Here is a 17,796-nt window from a genome sequence, read left to right as displayed (position 1 = left end):
GGTTGCTCAAAGGAATGAGGTTTGAATATGGGTGATGTTAAATGTATCGGCGGTATCTTAATCTGTTTATTTGGCTATTTAATCTGTGCGCTTTTTGTTATTTCGACGCCAGCATTGGCCTATGAGGATTCAAGCACGATCAATTTTAACGTTTCTGGCAATATTGAGGAACCATCCTGTGACGTTGCAATAAAACCCTCTGCCACCATTGATTTAGGCACAGTGTCGTATCAAACGCTAACAGGTAAAGCAGGATCCAGTGGGGAAAGCACGCCGGTCAAGCTTGAGTTTAGCAACTGCTCCGCGGGAACCTCTACGGTCACCTTATCCTTCAGTGGCTCCTATTTTGATGATACCCATACTTCAATTTATAAAAATTATCAAACCGGCAGCGCCGGGGCCAGCGGCGTCGGAATGCAGTTATTTAGCCTGGCGGATAATCAGCCATTAGGCCCTAATGACCGATATGTTTATACATTTGATGCCAGCACTGATATTCATACATTTAATATGATTGCCAGAATGTATTCACCTTACGGAAAAATTAGCGCTGGCATTGTGGGATTTACCGCAACCTTTGATGTCATCTATAAATAATTCGATGTACAAGGAATGGTATGAGTAAATATATATTAATGTTACTGCTGATTTTCCCTGTGTTGAGTTGGGCTTGTGAGGGGGTGAATTCTGGCGATGTATCGATGACTAATTTGCCTGAGAAGATTTTACTTAGTGCCGGGAATTACTCGGCCGGAACAGTATTATATGACTCAGGTAAGATAACTCGTTCGCAGGCCGCGCTACTCAACTGTCAAGGTGATATATATGCTAACTTTCAGTGGGCATCAAATAACACAGGAAATTTAATCGGCGATAATATCTATACCACCTCGTTACAAGGCGTAGGGTTGAGAGTCAAAGTTTGGTTAAACGTTACCGGCGAATATAATGGCGATAGCGACGATTTCAATAGCGACTATCAGCAGCATTTTATTGGTGATGTTAATTACTACCTCGGCAAACCTTCCGGCGTACTGGATTATTATGCTTCAACCAATTACTCACCGGCTTACCAGCTACAGCTGGTGGCGACCGGTGGCCCAATAGCGACAAATAGTAAATTGTCGTTGAACGATCCGGTCGCGACGGTCTCTGCGAAAGACAGTTCAGGTACTATCGTAATTTCCCAGCTGCATATTAGCGGCACCACGACTATTCAGCTCACCCCGATGGGTTGCATGGTCAGTAGCTCAGGATTGAATTTCGCGATGGGGACGGTAAGCGCTTCGGCATTCAATTCCTCGGGGAAAGCTGGCTCTGCAACTCAATCGGTGACGCTCTCCTGTGAGCCGGGGACTAACGTTGTAATGCGGGTGACGGCCGCGGAAGCGAGCGGCGATAACCCGAACCATACGGTGATGGCCTTAACAGCGGATGGTAATGCTGCCACCGGCGTTGGCGTACAGCTCAATCTGAAGGACAATGCGCTGCCGCTGAATACGGATATCAGCTTATATTATTCAAGCCGCACGACGGTGACCAATAACGGCGCGGATGCCGGCTATACCATTTTTACCAATCCTGATTTCCCCGGCGGCGCATATGCTATGCAGTCGCTCATGTTTACCACCAATTATTACAAAACAGCGGAGACGGTGACGGCGGGATCGGCAAATGCGAGCGGGGTGATAACCTTTACCTATAACTAAAATATAGCCTCTTCCTCAGCGCGAGGAAGAGGCCGATACCATTAGTGCGCCTGGCCGCGTTCGATACCGATACCGGTTTGTGAACGGATAAACTGGGCGCGGAACTGCTCGCGCTCGCGCATCCCTTCTGCGGAGTTATCGGTAATCGAGAATAGCCAGATGCCGATGAACGCGATGGCGATGGAGAACAGCGCCGGGTATTCGTATGGGAAGATGGCTTTCTCGTGACCGAGGATCTGCACCCAAATGGTCGGGCCAAGGATCATTAAAATCACCGCGGTCAGCAGGCCGAGCCAGCCGCCGATCATCGCGCCGCGGGTGGTCAGCTTCGACCAGTACATCGACAGCAGGATAATCGGGAAGTTACAGCTGGCGGCGATAGAGAACGCCAGGCCGACCATGAAGGCAATATTCTGGTTTTCGAACAAAATCCCCAGCAGAATCGCTACCACGCCGAGGATCAGCACGGTAATTTTCGATACCTTCAGCTCCTGACGTTCGGTCGCGCCTTTGCGGAACACGTTAGCGTAAAGATCGTGAGAGACCGCCGATGCCCCCGCCAGCGTCAGCCCGGCGACCACCGCCAGAATCGTGGCGAAAGCTACGGCTGAGATAAAGCCGAGGAACAGGTTACCGCCGACGGCATCCGCCAGATGCACCGCCGCCATGTTGTTGCCGCCGATGAGCTGTCCGGCCGCATCTTTAAACGCCGGATTCGCCCCCACCAGCATGATCGCCCCGAAGCCGATGATAAAGGTCAAGATATAGAAGTAACCCATAAAACCGGTAGCGTAGAACACGCTCTTACGTGCTTCTTTGGCGTCGCTGACGGTGAAGAAACGCATCAGAATATGCGGCAGACCCGCGGTACCGAACATCAAGCCGAGGCCGAGCGATAGCGCCGATATCGGGTCTTTCACCAGCCCGCCGGGGCTCATGATCGCCGCCCCTTTCGGGTGCACCGCCATCGCTTCAGTGAACAGATTATTGAAGCTGAAACCGACGTGCTTCATCACCATAAAGGCCATAAAGCTGGCGCCGAACAACAGCAGAACCGCTTTGATAATCTGCACCCAGGTGGTGGCGAGCATGCCGCCAAACAGCACGTACAACACCATCAGCACGCCGACCAGCACCACCGCAACGTGGTAGTTGAGGCCGAACAGCAACTGGATGAGTTTGCCGGCGCCAACCATCTGCGCAATCAGATACAGCGCCACCACCACCAGCGAACCGCAGGCGGAGAGAGTGCGAATCGGCCCCTGCTTCAGGCGATAAGACGCTACGTCGGCAAAGGTGTAGCGACCGAGGTTACGCAGGCGTTCGGCGATCAGGAACAGGATAATCGGCCAGCCCACGAGGAAGCCGAGCGAGTAGATCAAACCGTCGTAGCCGGAAGTGTACACCAGCGCGGAAATGCCGAGAAACGAGGCTGCGGACATAAAGTCGCCGGCGATCGCCAGACCGTTCTGGAAACCGGTGATATTGCCGCCCGCGGTGTAGTAATCGCTGCGCGAACGCACGCGTTTTGACGCCCAGTAAGTGATATACAGCGTCAGGGCGACGAAAATCACGAACATGATAATCGCCTGCCAGTTGGTCGGCTGCCGCTGCACCGCGCCGGTAATGGCATCGGCGGCGTTGGCCGCGAAAGGGAGCGTGGCGGCAAGCGCCGTCAGGACTTTTTTCATGATGCTTGCACCTCGCTAATCACGCTTTTGGTCAACTTGTCGTATTCGCCGTTTGCCCGCCAGACGTAAATGCCGGTCAGAACGAAGGAGATGATAATGACGCCGATACCAATAGGGATGCCGCGGGTAACGCTGGTGCCTTCATGCAGCGGCGTCCCAAGCCAGCCGGGCGCGAAGGCGATAAGCAAAATAAAGCCTACGTAAATGACCAACATAATGACTGACAGAATGGCGGCAAACCGTTGCCGTGATGCAACTAACTCCCTGAAATGCTCACTATTTTCTATCCGCTGACAAATTTGTTCATTCATCTTAGCGTCTCCAGAGGTAACCCTTATGTCATCCATCGGCTATCCGTCGGCAACAGTGACCCGCCCGACGTTATTACGTCGAGTAGCCGCTGGTTTACCGCTTTCCTGCTGAACAGAATCCTTGGGGGGAGTTTATGTTTTTAACCTCTCCCTCCAGAGAGGGAGAGGGGGGTAGGTATCGTGTTAAGAAGGCATCGCAATGGCCTGCTTCTCTTCGAGCAGTTTGTCCACTACGCCCGGATCGGCCAGCGTCGAGGTATCCCCGAGATTACTGGTATCGCCAGCGGCAATCTTACGCAGAATTCGGCGCATGATTTTGCCGGAGCGGGTTTTCGGCAACGAGTCGGTCCAGTGCAGTACATCCGGCGTCGCCAGCGGGCCAATCTCTTTGCGCACCCAGTTACGCACTTCGGCATACAGCTCCGGCGTCGGCTCTTCGCCGTGATTCAGCGTCACGTAAGCGTAGATGGCCTGGCCTTTGATGTTATGCGGAATACCAACCACCGCCGCTTCGGCGATTTTCGGATGCGAGACCAGCGCGGATTCAATTTCCGCGGTGCCCAGACGGTGGCCGGAGACGTTCAGTACGTCATCGACGCGACCGGTGATCCAGTAGTAACCATCTTCGTCGCGACGGGCGCCGTCGCCGCTAAAGTACATATTTTTAAAGGTTGAGAAATAGGTCTGCTCGAAGCGCTCATGATCGCCAAACAGGGTACGTGCCTGGCCAGGCCAGGAGTCGGCGATCGCCAGATTGCCCTCGGTCGCGCCTTCCAGCGGCGTCCCTTCGTTGTCCACCAGTACCGGCTGGACGCCAAAGAATGGACGCGTGGCGGAACCGGCTTTCAGTTCGGTGGCGCCCGGCAGCGGGGTAATCATGAAGCCGCCGGTTTCTGTCTGCCACCAGGTGTCCATCACCGGGCACTTCTCGTTGCCGATCTTCTTCCAGTACCACTCCCAGGCTTCCGGGTTAATCGGCTCGCCGACCGAGCCGAGAATGCGCAGTGAGGAACGATCGGTACCTTCGATAGCTTTGTCGCCTTCCGCCATCAGCGCGCGGATCGCCGTCGGCGCGGTGTAGAGAATATTGACCTGATGTTTGTCCACCACCTGGCACATGCGCGCCGGGGTCGGCCAGTTTGGTACGCCTTCGAACATTAGCGTGGTGGCGCCGCAGGCCAGCGGGCCGTACAGCAGGTAGCTGTGACCGGTGACCCAGCCCACATCGGCGGTGCACCAGTAGATATCGCCCGGATGATAATCAAAGACGTATTTGAAGGTGGTTGCGGCATATACCAGATAGCCGCCGGTGGTGTGCAGTACGCCTTTCGGCTTGCCGGTCGAGCCGGAGGTATAGAGGATAAAGAGCGGGTCTTCAGCGTTCATTTCCACCGCTTCATGCTGGTCATCCGCTTTTTCAATCAGATCGCTCCACCACAGATCGCGACCTTCCTGCCAGTCGATTTTGCCGCCGGTGCGCTTGAGGACCACCACGTGCTCAATGCTGGTGACGTGCGGATTTTTCAGCGCATCGTCGACGTTTTTCTTCAGCGGGATGGCGCGACCGGCGCGTAATCCTTCGTCAGAGGTGATCACCAGGCGAGCGCTGGAGTCGATAATGCGTCCGGCAACCGCTTCCGGCGAAAAGCCGCCGAAGATTACCGAGTGGATGGCGCCGATGCGCGCGCAGGCCAGCATGGCCACGGCGGCTTCCGGCACCATCGGCATATAGATAGCAACGACATCGCCTTTTTTAATGCCCAGATCGAGCAATACGTTGGCAAAACGGCAAACATCGCGATGGAGCTGGCGATAAGTGATGTTTTTACTCTGGCTGGCATCGTCGCCTTCCCAGATGATCGCGGTCTGGTCGCCGCGCTCGTGCAGGTGGCGGTCGAGACAGTTGGCCGCGAGGTTCAGGGTGCCATCTTCATACCATTTGATGGAGATGTTTCCCGGCGCGAAAGAGGTATTTTTTATCTGCGTATAGGGCTTAATCCAGTCGAGGATTTTGCCCTGCTCGCCCCAGAAGGCATCTGGGTTGGTGATGGATTGTTGGTAGTTCACCTGGTACTGTTGCGGATTCATCAGGCAATGTTCCGCAATCTCTGCGGGAATAGGGTGTTTATGTATTTGGCTCATGGCTTTTTTTCTCCTTTAACTTGTTAAATATATGTCAAATAACCGTTAAGAATAGGGGCTTTATGAGCTTTGTTTACTATTTGGGGGGCAGATCACGCATTGATTAAACTGAATGAAATTCAATCAAATGAAACTTTGAAATGAAATAATTCATTTGCTGTATTTATAGAAACTGAATGTGTTAAATATTTTTTATAACAAATACTTATGCAATGTAATGCGCTGAAATGGGCGGATTTATGCAGAAAACCAGAGGAAAGCGCTGTTCTTAAAGGCTTGCGCAGCATGCCGTGCAAATGATACTGATATTGCGCGTTAAATAACCCCATAAAGCAACGCAACACAATTCATACCCCTTTCAGTGGGTGCCATTACCTCCCGGAATGGTGCCTTTCATTGAGGAAGTCAGTAGTGATGAAAAAAACAAAAGTCAGCCTGGCCTGGCAGATTTTGCTAGCCCTGGTGCTTGGCATACTTCTGGGCAGCTACCTGCATTACCACGCCGAAAGCCGTGATTGGTTAATCTCAAACCTCCTGACCCCGGCGGGCGATATCTTTATCCACCTGATTAAAATGATTGTCGTCCCGATTGTCATCTCGACGCTGGTGGTGGGCATTGCGGGCGTAGGCGACGCTAAGCAACTGGGCCGCATCGGCGCCAAGACCATCATCTATTTTGAAGTGATCACCACGGTGGCTATTGTACTGGGGATCACCCTGGCGAACGTCTTCCAGCCGGGCAGCGGCATTGATATGTCGCAGCTGGCGGCGGTCGATATCTCGAAATATCAGAACACCACCGCGGAAGTGCAGAGTCACGCGCATGGCCTGATGGGAACCATCCTGTCGCTGGTGCCGACCAACATCGTCGCCTCGATGGCGAAAGGCGATATGTTGCCGATTATCTTCTTCTCGGTGCTGTTCGGCCTGGGGCTTTCTTCCCTGCCGTCTACTCACCGCGAGCCGCTGGTGACCGTGTTCCGCTCTATCTCCGAAACCATGTTTAAAGTGACGCACATGGTAATGCGCTATGCGCCGGTCGGGGTCTTTGCCCTGATCTCGGTGACCGTCGCCACCTTCGGCTTCGCTTCGCTGTGGCCGCTGGCTAAGCTGGTTATCCTGGTCTACTTTGCGATTCTGTTCTTCGCGCTGGTGGTGCTGGGTATCGTGGCGCGGGTATGTGGGCTGAGCATCTGGATCCTGATTCGTATCCTCAAAGACGAGCTGATTCTGGCTTACTCCACCGCGAGCTCCGAGAGCGTACTGCCGCGTATCATTGAGAAAATGGAAGCCTACGGCGCGCCGGCCTCAATCACCAGCTTTGTGGTGCCGACCGGCTACTCCTTTAACCTCGATGGTTCGACGCTATATCAAAGCATCGCGGCGATCTTCATCGCCCAGCTGTACGGTATCGAACTCTCCCTGTGGCAGGAAATCACTCTCGTGTTGACGCTGATGGTGACCTCAAAAGGCATCGCGGGCGTACCGGGCGTCTCCTTCGTGGTGCTGCTGGCGACCCTGGGTAGCGTGGGGATCCCGCTGGAAGGGCTGGCGTTTATTGCCGGCGTCGACCGTATCCTCGATATGGCGCGTACCGCGCTGAACGTGGTCGGCAACGCGCTGGCGGTGCTGGTTATCGCCAAGTGGGAACACAAGTTTGACCGTAAGAAAGCGCTGGCGTATGAACGCGAAGTGCTGGGCAAGTTTGATAAAACCGCCCAATAAGATGTCAGAGCCCGGCCATTCGCGCCGGGCTTTTTTTAGCCTTTGGTTATCCTGTCGAACTCTTCACATCCGGTATCAAACCCCTCCTGACAGCTGACGTTAAGCCAGTGCAGCGCTTTTTGCGGGTTTGGTTCGATAAAACCTTTCTCTCCCTGCTGGAACATCATCCCTGCCCAGTATTCGGCATAGCCGGTGCGTGAAAGCGCCGAGCTGCCTTTGAAGTACTGCGCGGCCTTGAGGTCATCTTCCGGCGGCAGCACGCCGCTGGCGTAGATAAGCCCCAGTAGCATCTGCGCATCGACGGCGGAGTCGCTCTCTTCATCTTTGGCCGCATCCTGCAGCAGTCTGATGGCGTGCGCATAATCGGTGGGGCCGGCCTGCTGATTGACCAGCACCCGGGCGAGGATAATCTCGCCGGCCTTGCTGCCGGCCTGCACGGATTTTTCCGCTAGCTGTCGCGCCTGTTGATAGTCGGCCTGCTGCGGGTTACGGATTTTAAGCTGAGCCAGCAGCGCCATTGCGTCGCCATCGCCCTGCGCCGCCGCTTTCTGCGCCCAGTATTCGGCCTGTTGGTAGTTGCCGGAGCTAACCCAGGTATCCGCCAGATAAAACTGCGCGCGCGGGTCGCCGGCTTCGGCCTGCTGTTGGTATTGGCTGCCCGGATCCGCAGCGTCTGCGGCGAAGCTTGTCAGCGCCAGCAGTAAATAGAGGTATTTCATTTTTTTATTATCAGTAAGGAAGACCCCCGCAGTATAAAGGGCGGCGGAAAAGAAGAAAATGGCGGGAATTAGCGGGGTGAATACCCGGATAGCGGCGCATGGCGCCTTATCCGGGCTACGGTTCGGTATTAGGTTAGTAGCCCCGGTAAGCGTAAGCGCCACCGGGGGAGAATTCCCGGATAGCGGCGCATAGCGCCTTATCCGGGCTACGGTTCGGTAGTCGGTCGGTAGCCCCGGTAAGCGCAAGCGCTACCGGGGAGGGTTTCCGGATATCGGGTATGGCCGCCGAACCTTAACCCATCGCGCTTTCGCGCAGGCGGGCTTTCAGCTTGTTGTACTCGTCGATCACGTACTGCTCCGCCGCGCGCTGATCGGCAATCCGCTCAACGTTAACCGCGCAGTACTTGTACTCCGGCGTTTTGGTTATCGGGCTCAGGTTCTCCGACACCAGCTCGTTACAGGCGCCAATCCACCACTGGTAGGTCATGTATACCGCGCCTTTATTCGGCCGATCGCTGACCTGCGCGCGGGTGATGATGCGGCCTTTACGCGAATTGACCCACACCAGCGCTTCATCCTCGATGCCTAACCGTTCGGCGTCGGCGGTGTTGATTTGCGCATAGCCCGGTTCATCCGCCAGCGCCGCCAGCGCCGCACAGTTGCCGGTCATCGAACGGCAGGAGTAGTGACCGACTTCGCGCACCGTTGAGAGCACCATCGGGTACTCGTCGGTGAGCTTATCGATCGGCGCGACCCAGTCGCAGGTGAAGAACTGCGCCAGCCCGTTGGGGGTATCGAACTTCTCTTTAAACAGATACGACGTCCCCTGGTCGGCGTCGGACTCATCGCGGCATGGCCACATGACGTAGCCGAGCTCGCCCATTTTTTCATAGGTGGCGCCGTAGAAGTCCGGGCACAGATGCCGCAACTCATCCCAGATCTCCTGGGTATTGTTGTAGTGCATCGGATAGCCCATCCGGGTGGCGATTTCGCTGATGATCTGCCAGTCGGTTTTCAGGTCCCACTTCGGCTCCACCGCTTTAAAGAAGCGCTGGAAGCCGCGGTCCGCTGCGGTATACACGCCTTCGTGCTCGCCCCACGAGGTGGATGGCAGGATGACGTCGGCCGCGGCGGCGGTTTTGGTCATGAAAATATCCTGGACGATAACCAGTTCCAGCTGTTCAAACGCCTTGCGCACCGCGGAAAGCTCGGCATCGGTCTGCAGCGGATCCTCGCCCATAATGTAGGCGGCGCGAACTTCGCCGTGTTCGGCGCGGTGCGGTAGCTCGCTGATGCGGTAGCCGGTATGCTCCGGCAGGCTGTCGACGCCCCACGCTCTGGCAAACTTCTCGCGGTTTTCCGGGAACTTAACGTACTGGTAGCCCGGATAGGTATCCGGCAGCGCGCCCATATCGCAGGCGCCCTGAACGTTGTTCTGTCCGCGTACCGGGTTGACGCCGACGCTCGGCTTGCCGAGGTTGCCAGTGAGGATCGCGAGGCTGGTCAGCGACCGCACGGTCTCCACGCCCTGGTAGAACTGGGTGACGCCCATGCCCCACAGGATGGCGGCGGATTTGGCGCTGGCGTACATCCGGGCGCAGGCGCGGATCTCCTGAGCGCTGACGCCGGTTATCTCTTCCACCGACTCCGGCGTGTAGCCTTCGACGATTTTGCGATACTCCTCGAAGCCCTCGGAACGGCTGGCGACGAAGGATTTATCGTACAGATCCTCTTCAATAATAACGTGGCCAATGGCGTTGAGCAGCGCGATATTCGAGCCGTTCTTCAGCGCGATGTGCATGTCGGCGATGCGCGCGGTTTCAATCTTGCGCGGGTCGCAGACGATGATTTTTGCCCCGTTGCGTTTGGCGTTAATGACGTGATTCGCCACAATAGGGTGGGAATCCGCCGGGTTGTAACCGAAGATAAACACCAGATCGGTGTTATCAATCTCCGTGATGGCATTACTCATGGCGCCGTTACCGACCGACTGGTGCAGACCTGCAACCGAAGGGCCGTGTCAGACGCGAGCGCAGCAGTCGACGTTATTGGTACCAATAACGGCGCGCGCGAATTTTTGCATCACGTAGTTGGTTTCATTACCGGTCCCGCGGGAGGAGCCGGTGGTCTGGATCGCGTCCGGGCCATATTTTTCTTTAATGGCGCCAAGGCGGGTGGCGACGTAATCGAGCGCCTCGTCCCAGGAGACGGCTTCCAGTTTGCCGCCACGCTGGCGACGGATCATGGGGGTTTTGAGACGCGGGGTCAGGATCTGGGTATCGTTAATGAAGTCCCAGCCATAATAGCCTTTCAGACACAGGGTTCCCTGATTGGTTTTCCCCTGCGCCGCCTCAGCCCGGACGATTTTGCCGTTATCGACCACCAGGTTGATTTTGCAACCTGATGCGCAATACGGGCAAACCGTGACGACTTTTTTCATCGGTTTTGCTCCAGTTAATCAATTAGCGCTGACGCGCAATCGACCGTCACTATGCATCTTCTATGCCATGTTTTCATTGTGGGTATTGACGGATAGTACGCGGCTTTTTTGGGCGAAATGCTGACGAAAAACAGGTCATCGTCAGTTTTGACGTGACGAAAAGCCCGGAGATGTGACGCCGATTATAAAAACGGCAGCGAAAAATGGATTTGTCGTCGCCCGCTTGCACAATCGACCAGACTGACACTATTCCCGCCAGGCAGAGGTAAACCATGAAACCGGTCATTTTAGTGATTGATGATGACACCGCGATCTGCGAGCTGCTGGGCGACGTGCTCGGCGCCCACGCGTTCGAGGTGGTGGCCTGCCAGAACGGCGGCGAAGCGCTGGCGACGGTCGCCCGGCGCGCAGATATCGCGCTGGTGCTGCTGGATATGATCCTGCCGGATACCAATGGTTTGCTGGTGTTACAACAGCTGCAGCGCACGCGGCCTGAGCTACCGGTGATCATGCTTTCCGGCCTGGGAAGCGAATCGGATGTGGTGGTCGGGCTGGAAATGGGCGCCGACGATTACATCGCCAAACCGTTTAATGCCCGGGTAGTGGTGGCGCGCGTAAAGGCGGTGCTGCGGCGCAGCGGGGCGATCGGCGCGGAAAGCCTCGTGCCGGGCGTGGAGCATGGGCTGTTGTTTAACGGCTGGCGACTGGATACCCGCCGCTGTGAGCTGTTTAATCCCCAGCAGCAGAGCGTGGCGTTAACCCAGGGGGAATATGGATTGTTGCTGGCGCTGGCGCAAAACGCCCGCCGGGTTCTGAACCGTGAACAGCTGCTGGCGCTGACCCATAATGAGAGCATGGAAGTATTCGACCGCACGATCGATGTGCTGATCATGCGCCTGCGGCGTAAAGTTGAGGTCAATCCGCATCAGCCCACGTTGATTAAAACCCTGCGCGGGCTGGGCTACGTTTTCGCCGCTGACGTTATCCATAACGACAAAGCGGCGTAGGGCGAAAAGAGACCCGTCAGCCGCTTTGCTGCGTTATTTCACCGTCCAGCCCTTGTAGCTGCTGACGTTATTTTTATCGATCATCTTCACCGGGATCAGCACCGGCGCGGCTGGCGCGGGCTTGCCCTGCAGAATGTCATAACCGATTTCCACCGCCTTCGCCGCCATGACCTGCGGGTCCTGCGCCGGCGTGGCGACGAACAGCGAATTCTTACGCTTCAGCGCCTCTTCGCCGTCCGGGCTGCCGTCGACGCCCACGATAAAGAACTCATTACGTTGCGCCTGTTTCGCCGCCAGATCGGCGCCAATCGCCGTTGGATCGTTAATCGCGAACACGCCGTCAATCTTCGGATTCGCCGCCAGCAGCGACGTCATCACTTCCAGCCCGCCTTCGCGGCTGCCTTTAGCGTTCTGGTTGGCGGAGAGGATTTTGATATCCGGATGTTTTTTGAATTCGGTTTCGCAGCCTTCGACGCGGTTCTGCACCGCGGAAACCGGCGGTCCGTTAATAATCACCACGTTGCCTTTGTTGTTCAGGCGATCGCTAATATATTTACAGGCCATCGCGCCGGCCTGGGTGTTATCGGAGGTGATGGTGGCATCTGCGCCTTCGGCGGCGACGTCAACCGCCACCACCACGATCCCGGCCTCTTTCGCCCGCTTCACCGCCGGGCCGATACCTTTTGAATCAGCGGCGTTGAGGATGATCATATCGACTTTGGCGGCGATAAAATTATCGATCTGCGCTACCTGCTGTCCCAGGTCGTAGCCGCTCGACACCAGCGTGACCTTCACTTTGTCCCCCGCCAGCTTGCGCGCTTCCAGCTCGGCCCCCTTGGTGATTTGCACGAAAAACGGGTTGGCGAGGTCGCCCACCGTCACGCCTATCGCTTGTAGATCTTTGGCCGACGCAAAAGGGGAGGTGGCCAGCAGCGCGCCGGCACATAGCGCGGTCACTATCGGTTTTAAACGCATTCGCTTTTCCTCGCAGGTAAGATGTTGTTATGCACTTTGATGGTGTCGGGTACGGTATTTGTCGATCAGCACCGCTATGATGATCACCGCCCCTTTGATCACCAATTGCCAGAAGTAGGAGACGCCCATCAGCGTCATACCATTGTTAAGAGTGGCGATAATCAGCGCTCCCACCAGCGTACCGGTGATGGTGCCGATACCGCCGACGAAACTGGTGCCGCCGAGGATCACCGCGGCAATGGCGTCCAGCTCATAGCCGACGCCGAGGTTGCCGTTGGCGCTGTACAACCGCGAGGCGCTCATCACCCCGCCGAGCCCGGAAAGCAGCCCGCTCATGCCATAGACGAACAGCAGCACCAGCCACACTTTAATTCCCGTCAGCCGCGCCGCCTGCATATTGCCGCCGACGGCGTAGATATGAATACCGAGGGTGGTGCGGCGCAGGATAAACCAGCATACCGCCACGACCGCCAGCGCAATCACCACCAGCCACGGCACCGGGCCGAGATAGTTATTGCCGATCCACTCAAAGCTAATATCGGAGTTAATCACCGTGGTGCCGTCGGCCAGCAGATAGGCGGCGCCGCGCAGCGCGGTGTAAGTGCCAAGGGTGACAATAAACGGCGGTAGCCCGGCGAAGGCCACCAGCGCGCCGTTGAACAGCCCGAGCAGCAGACCAAGCATCAGGGCCGCCGGAATCGACAGCATCGCGAATTGCGGGATGAGCGATACCACCATCGCCGCAACCGCGGTGGTGCCGAGAATTGACCCCACCGACAGATCGATACCGCCGGTAAGAATAATAAAGGTCATCCCCGCCGCCAGCACGATGTTGATAGAGGACTGGCGGGTAATATTCAGCAGGTTGCTTTCGGTAAAGAAGTTCGGCGCGACGAAGCCGAACACCGCGACGATTAGGATTAAAATCGGCAGGATGCCGACGGTTTGCATCAGGTCGCCCATCAGCATTTTTTTTGCCGAGGCGGATTTCGCCGCCGGCGCGGAGGTCTCTTTCGGTATGCTCATGCTTGTCCTGCCTTAAGGTGAGAATCGTTCACGCCGGTCGCCAGCGTCATAATGCTTTCCTGACTAATCTCGCCAACCTGCAACTCGCCGGCGATAGCGCCTTCACGCATCACGTATACCCGGTCGCTCATGCCTACGATTTCCGGCAATTCGCTGGAGATCATTAAAATGGCGACGCCCTGGCGGGCCATCTGATTCATGATGCGGTAAATCTCGCTTTTGGCGCCGACGTCAACGCCGCGGGTCGGTTCATCCAGGATGAGAATGCGCGGGCCGATCGCCACCCAGCGTGAAATCAGCAGCTTTTGCTGATTGCCTCCGGAAAGCCCGCCGGCGCGCACCTGAGCATGCGGGACGCGGATGTTCAGCAACTGGATGGCGTCATCGGAGATAGTTTGCGCTTTCTTACGGTCTAGCATTCCCCAATTGGCGTCGCGCTCAAGCGTCGCCATGGTGATGTTCTCCTGCGCCGCCAGTTCGAGAAACAGCCCCTGTTCCTTACGGTTTTCGGTCAGAAAGCCGATCCCGAGGTCGATAGCTTCGCGCGGCGAGTGAATAACCACCGGTTCGCCGTCGATTTCAATCACCCCGGCGGTGGCTTTGCGGACGCCGAAAATCAGCTGCGCCAGTTCGGAACGTCCGGCGCCGACCAGCCCGGCGAGGCCAACGATTTCCCCGGCGTGCACCACCAGGCTGCTGGGATGCACTTTGCCGCCGTCGCTGAGATCCTGCACCCGCAGGCGCGGCTGGCCGCGAGGGATATCGCGCTCTTTATTGAACAGATCGCTAAGCGGACGGCCAACCATCATGCGCACTAATTCGGGGGCGCTAAGGTGGTCGCGGGTGAGGCTGCCGACATACTGGCCATCGCGCAGCACGCTGACCCGGTCGGAGAGTTCATACACCTCCGCCATGCGGTGGCTGATATAGATGATTGCCATCCCTTCATCGCGCAGGCGCAAAATCAGCTCAAACAGGCGCTGCGTTTCTCGCGAGGAGAGGGCGGCGGTAGGTTCATCCATCACCAGAATGCGGCTGTTGCGATGCAGCGCGCGGGCGATTTCCACCTGCTGCTGTTCAGCGATAGTCAGCTTCATCACCCGGTCGCTGGCTCTGAACTGCGCGCCGAGCCGGTCGATAACCGCCTGCGCCTGGGACTCCATCTCTTTGCGTTGTACCAGACCGCCGCGGGAAAGCTCGCTGCCGAGGAAAATGTTTTCCGCGACGGTGAGGTTCGGCGCCAGCTGCATCTCCTGATAGATCAAGGTGATCCCCGCCGCCAGCGCATCTTTCGGGCCTCTGATCGTCTGCGGTTGTCCGTCGATCAGGATCTCGCCGCTGGAGGCGGTATAGGCGCCGGCGAGGATCTTCATCAACGTGCTTTTTCCCGCGCCGTTTTCGCCCATCAGCGCGTGGATCTCGCCGGGCCAGACCGTCAGATCCACCCCTTTCAGCGCATAAAACTTGCCGAAAACTTTGGCGATGTTGCGCATGGATAGCACCGGTGTTCCCTGCATGCCTGCTCTCCTGGCTGCGTTGTCGATATCGGCACTTCATCACCGCAACGTAAATGAGTGATGTCATCGGCCATTCATAATTGTCATATTTTTGAATAGTTAATGCAGATCACAATTACGCAGTGAAATTTTCTTCACCTTCGGCGACAGTCCGGGAATGATGGGAGAAAACGCCAGACCGGAGCCGCTATGTCTTCCCATCACCCGCATTTTTTCGTTAGCGCCCGCGGTCGCCTGCTGTCATTTAACTTGTTGATGGTGGCGGTGACGTTAATGGTCGCCGGGGTGGCGATATTTGGTTTTCGCCATGCCAGCCAGTTGCAGGAGCAGGTACAGCAGCAAACGCTCAGCGACATGAGCGGCAGTATGAATCTGGCGCGCGATACCGCGAACGTCGCTACCGCGGCGGTGCGACTGTCGCAGGTAGTAGGCGCGCTGGAGTATAAAAGCGAAGCGGAACGTCTGCTGGAAACCCAACAGGCACTGAAGCATTCGCTGAGCCAACTGGCTTCGGCGCCGCTGGCGCGGCAGGAACAGACGCTGGTGGCGAGCATTATTCGCCGCAGCAACGAGCTGCAGCAGAGCGTCGCCGGCATGCTGGAGCGCGGGCAGCGCCGCCACCTGCAGCGCAATGAACTGCTGAGCGCGCTGTATCAAAACCAGAGCTATTTGCGCCATTTGCAGGATCTCAACGATCGCGAGGGTAAACCGGCGATCGATCCTCAGCGTTTAAACGAAATGGACCGGCTGATCGTCGCCGCGATACACACCGCCACGCCGCGCTCGATCGTTCTGCAGCTCGATGACATCAGACGCTTTTTACCGCGTAATGATAGCGATTCTGAGCGGGCGTTTATCCTGCCGGATTTCAACGCCGAGCTGGCGCGGCTGGCGCCGCTATCGGCGCAGCTTGAAGAGAGCGATCTGGCGATCGGCTGGTATATGTTTCATATTAAAGCGCTGGTTGCGCTGCTTAATGATGATATTAATCAGTATGTTGCCAGAGTTGCCCAGGCATCTGAGGCGCGAGCGGCGCAAAGCCACCAGCAGTTGCGCTCCATCAGCGCGTTTATCCTGCTGGCGGCGCTGCTGGCGCTGGCGATTACCGGCTGCGCGGGCTGGTATATCTATCGTAATCTCGGCCTTAATCTGAACGCGATATCCGGCGCGATGTCGCGGCTGGCGCACGGCGAGCAGAATGTGACGGTGCCGGCTCTGCAGCGGCGCGATGAGCTTGGCGAACTGGCGCGCGCCTTTAACGTTTTCGCCCGCAATACCGCTTCCCTTGAACACACTACCCGCCTGCTGCGGGAGAAAACCACCCAGATGGAGATTGACCGCCTTGAGCGACAGGGGCTGGAGGAGGCGCTGCTGCATAGCCAAAAAATGAAAGCCGTCGGCCAGCTTACCGGCGGCCTGGCGCACGATTTTAACAACCTGCTGGCGGTTATTATCGGCAGCCTCGAACTGGTACAGCCGGATGAGCGCGATGCGCCGCGGATATCGCGGGCGCTGAAGGCTGCCGAACGCGGCGCCTTACTCACTCAGCGGCTGCTGGCCTTTTCGCGTAAACAGGCGCTGAACCCGCAGGCGGTGGCGCTACAGCCATTGCTGGAGAACGTCTGCGAGCTGATGCGCCATTCGCTGCCTGCCTCTTTGCGTCTCGAAATTGAAGCGCAGTCGCCTGCCTGGCCGGCATGGATCGATGTCGGACAACTGGAAAACGCCATCATCAACCTGGTGATGAACGCCCGCGACGCCATGGAGGGGCGGTCAGGCATTATCGCGCTACGCACCTGGAACCAGCGGGTCACCCGTAGCGATGGACGACGTCAGGATATGGTGGCGCTGGAGGTGATTGACCACGGCAGCGGCATGTCGCAGGAAATTAAAGCGCAGGTCTTCGAGCCCTTTTTTACTACCAAACAGACCGGCAGCGGCAGCGGGCTTGGGCTGTCGATGGTGTACGGTTTTGTGCGCCAGTCGGGCGGGCGCGTAGCGATTGAAAGCGCGCCGGGGCAGGGCACCACCGTACGTTTACAGCTACCGCGAGCCACGTCAGCGGTGGAGGAGGAGCGACCGCCGTTGGATAGCGAACCGATGGCGACCGGCGAGCGGCTAGCGCTGGTGCTGGAGGATGAAGCCGATGTGCGCCAGACGTTATGCGAGCAGCTGCATCAGCTGGGTTGGCTAACGCTGGAGGCGCAAAGCGGCGAGCAGGCGCTGCAGATGCTGGCGGCCTCCGGGGATATCGCGTTGTTGATTAGCGATTTAATGCTCCCCGGCGGGCTGAGCGGCGCCGAGGTTATTCACGAAGTGCAACGCCGTTTCCCGGCGGTGGCGCTGCTATTGATTAGCGGCCAGGATTTGCGCCCGGCGCATAACCCGGCGTTGCCGGAGGTGGAACGGCTGCGCAAGCCTTTTACCCGTACGCAGCTGGCGCAGGCGTTGCGTGCGGCGATGGCGCGGATTTGAGATTCATCCGCTACACGCGGCAAATAGGGTTGATTAAGGTATCGCCAGTACCCTGATGA

13 protein-coding genes are annotated in these 17,796 nt (G+C 57.1%); 5 read left to right on the top strand and 8 right to left on the bottom strand.

Annotated elements, in window-relative coordinates; genetic code table 11:
* The first annotated feature begins 27 nt into the window (after positions 1–27).
* On the top strand, positions 28–597 hold the full coding sequence (locus ABLV66_RS23685; RefSeq protein WP_047047320.1) for a fimbrial protein: 570 nt from the start codon (positions 28–30) through the stop codon (positions 595–597).
* A 20-nt stretch (positions 598–617) separates the two neighbouring features.
* Positions 618–1,709, top strand: a complete 1,092-nt coding sequence (locus ABLV66_RS23680; protein WP_348877254.1) for a type 1 fimbrial protein — start codon at positions 618–620, stop codon at positions 1,707–1,709.
* A 41-nt stretch (positions 1,710–1,750) separates the two neighbouring features.
* On the opposite strand, the gene actP is transcribed toward ABLV66_RS23680, so the two are convergent.
* The 3 genes from actP to acs form a co-directional block, all read right to left on the bottom strand.
* The gene (actP, locus tag ABLV66_RS23675) at positions 1,751–3,400 is read right to left on the bottom strand and encodes a cation/acetate symporter ActP (RefSeq protein ID WP_047078461.1); all 1,650 of its coding nucleotides are present in this window, start codon (positions 3,398–3,400) and stop codon (positions 1,751–1,753) included.
* Entirely contained in the window at positions 3,397–3,711 is a 315-nt protein-coding gene (locus ABLV66_RS23670) for a DUF485 domain-containing protein (protein ID WP_348877255.1), read from the bottom strand. Before ABLV66_RS23670 ends, actP begins: the two co-directional genes overlap by 4 nt.
* Positions 3,712–3,894: 183 nt before the next feature.
* Complete coding sequence (gene acs, locus ABLV66_RS23665; RefSeq protein WP_348877256.1) at positions 3,895–5,853, bottom strand: acetate--CoA ligase; 1,959 nt, start codon at positions 5,851–5,853, stop codon at positions 3,895–3,897.
* Between the two features lie 414 nt (positions 5,854–6,267).
* On the opposite strand from acs, the gene gltP reads away from it, so the two are divergent.
* Positions 6,268–7,578 carry a glutamate/aspartate:proton symporter GltP gene (gene gltP / locus ABLV66_RS23660; RefSeq protein WP_047047489.1) on the top strand — a complete coding sequence of 437 codons (1,311 nt, stop codon included), beginning with the start codon at positions 6,268–6,270 and terminating at the stop codon, positions 7,576–7,578.
* Positions 7,579–7,613: 35 nt separating this feature from the next.
* Here gltP and ABLV66_RS23655 read toward each other — a convergent pair whose 3' ends face one another.
* Complete coding sequence (locus ABLV66_RS23655) at positions 7,614–8,297, bottom strand: tetratricopeptide repeat protein (RefSeq protein ID WP_026612428.1); 684 nt, start codon at positions 8,295–8,297, stop codon at positions 7,614–7,616.
* A gap of 292 nt (positions 8,298–8,589) precedes the next feature.
* Positions 8,590–10,737 (bottom strand): formate dehydrogenase subunit alpha, encoded by a 2,148-nt coding sequence (gene fdhF, locus ABLV66_RS23650; protein ID WP_077598920.1) that lies wholly within the window; start codon positions 10,735–10,737, stop codon positions 8,590–8,592.
* A gap of 272 nt (positions 10,738–11,009) precedes the next feature.
* On the opposite strand from fdhF, the gene ABLV66_RS23645 reads away from it, so the two are divergent.
* On the top strand, positions 11,010–11,744 hold the full coding sequence (locus ABLV66_RS23645) for a response regulator (protein WP_049034654.1): 735 nt from the start codon (positions 11,010–11,012) through the stop codon (positions 11,742–11,744).
* Positions 11,745–11,777: 33 nt separating this feature from the next.
* Here the strand turns inward: ABLV66_RS23645 and ABLV66_RS23640 are convergent, their stop codons facing one another.
* The 3 genes from ABLV66_RS23640 to ABLV66_RS23630 are packed head-to-tail and all read right to left on the bottom strand — an operon-like array spanning position 11,778 to position 15,262.
* Positions 11,778–12,719 (bottom strand): ABC transporter substrate-binding protein, encoded by a 942-nt coding sequence (locus tag ABLV66_RS23640; RefSeq protein ID WP_045396533.1) that lies wholly within the window; start codon positions 12,717–12,719, stop codon positions 11,778–11,780.
* Positions 12,720–12,746: 27 nt separating this feature from the next.
* Complete coding sequence (locus tag ABLV66_RS23635) at positions 12,747–13,745, bottom strand: ABC transporter permease subunit (protein WP_045380370.1); 999 nt, start codon at positions 13,743–13,745, stop codon at positions 12,747–12,749.
* Positions 13,742–15,262, bottom strand: coding sequence for a sugar ABC transporter ATP-binding protein (locus ABLV66_RS23630; RefSeq protein ID WP_348877292.1), 1,521 nt, complete (start codon positions 15,260–15,262; stop codon positions 13,742–13,744). The genes ABLV66_RS23635 and ABLV66_RS23630 overlap by 4 nt, the downstream gene beginning before the upstream one ends.
* Positions 15,263–15,451: 189 nt before the next feature.
* On the opposite strand from ABLV66_RS23630, the gene ABLV66_RS23625 reads away from it, so the two are divergent.
* Positions 15,452–17,737: an ATP-binding protein gene (locus ABLV66_RS23625; RefSeq protein WP_348877290.1), complete on the top strand. Its 2,286-nt coding sequence runs from the start codon at positions 15,452–15,454 to the stop codon at positions 17,735–17,737.
* The last annotated feature ends 59 nt before the right edge of the window (positions 17,738–17,796 follow it).

Source organism: Klebsiella sp. CN_Kp073 (assembly GCF_040065495.2).
In the GTDB taxonomy this organism is placed as follows: Bacteria; Pseudomonadota; Gammaproteobacteria; order Enterobacterales; family Enterobacteriaceae; genus Klebsiella; species Klebsiella aerogenes.
The sequence above is the reverse complement of the archived record's forward strand: the minus strand, read 5'-3'. Positions and strand labels throughout refer to the sequence as shown.

Coding starts and splice junctions, on each gene's coding strand:
- ABLV66_RS23685 (WP_047047320.1), top strand. CDS start 28: ATGGGTGATGTTAAATGTATCGGCGGTATCTTAATCTGTTTATTTGGC.
- ABLV66_RS23680 (WP_348877254.1), top strand. CDS start 618: ATGAGTAAATATATATTAATGTTACTGCTGATTTTCCCTGTGTTGAGT.
- actP (WP_047078461.1), bottom strand. CDS start 3,400: ATGAAAAAAGTCCTGACGGCGCTTGCCGCCACGCTCCCTTTCGCGGCC.
- ABLV66_RS23670 (WP_348877255.1), bottom strand. CDS start 3,711: ATGAATGAACAAATTTGTCAGCGGATAGAAAATAGTGAGCATTTCAGG.
- acs (WP_348877256.1), bottom strand. CDS start 5,853: ATGAGCCAAATACATAAACACCCTATTCCCGCAGAGATTGCGGAACAT.
- gltP (WP_047047489.1), top strand. CDS start 6,268: ATGAAAAAAACAAAAGTCAGCCTGGCCTGGCAGATTTTGCTAGCCCTG.
- ABLV66_RS23655 (WP_026612428.1), bottom strand. CDS start 8,297: ATGAAATACCTCTATTTACTGCTGGCGCTGACAAGCTTCGCCGCAGAC.
- ABLV66_RS23645 (WP_049034654.1), top strand. CDS start 11,010: ATGAAACCGGTCATTTTAGTGATTGATGATGACACCGCGATCTGCGAG.
- ABLV66_RS23640 (WP_045396533.1), bottom strand. CDS start 12,719: ATGCGTTTAAAACCGATAGTGACCGCGCTATGTGCCGGCGCGCTGCTG.
- ABLV66_RS23635 (WP_045380370.1), bottom strand. CDS start 13,745: ATGAGCATACCGAAAGAGACCTCCGCGCCGGCGGCGAAATCCGCCTCG.
- ABLV66_RS23630 (WP_348877292.1), bottom strand. CDS start 15,262: ATGCAGGGAACACCGGTGCTATCCATGCGCAACATCGCCAAAGTTTTC.
- ABLV66_RS23625 (WP_348877290.1), top strand. CDS start 15,452: ATGTCTTCCCATCACCCGCATTTTTTCGTTAGCGCCCGCGGTCGCCTG.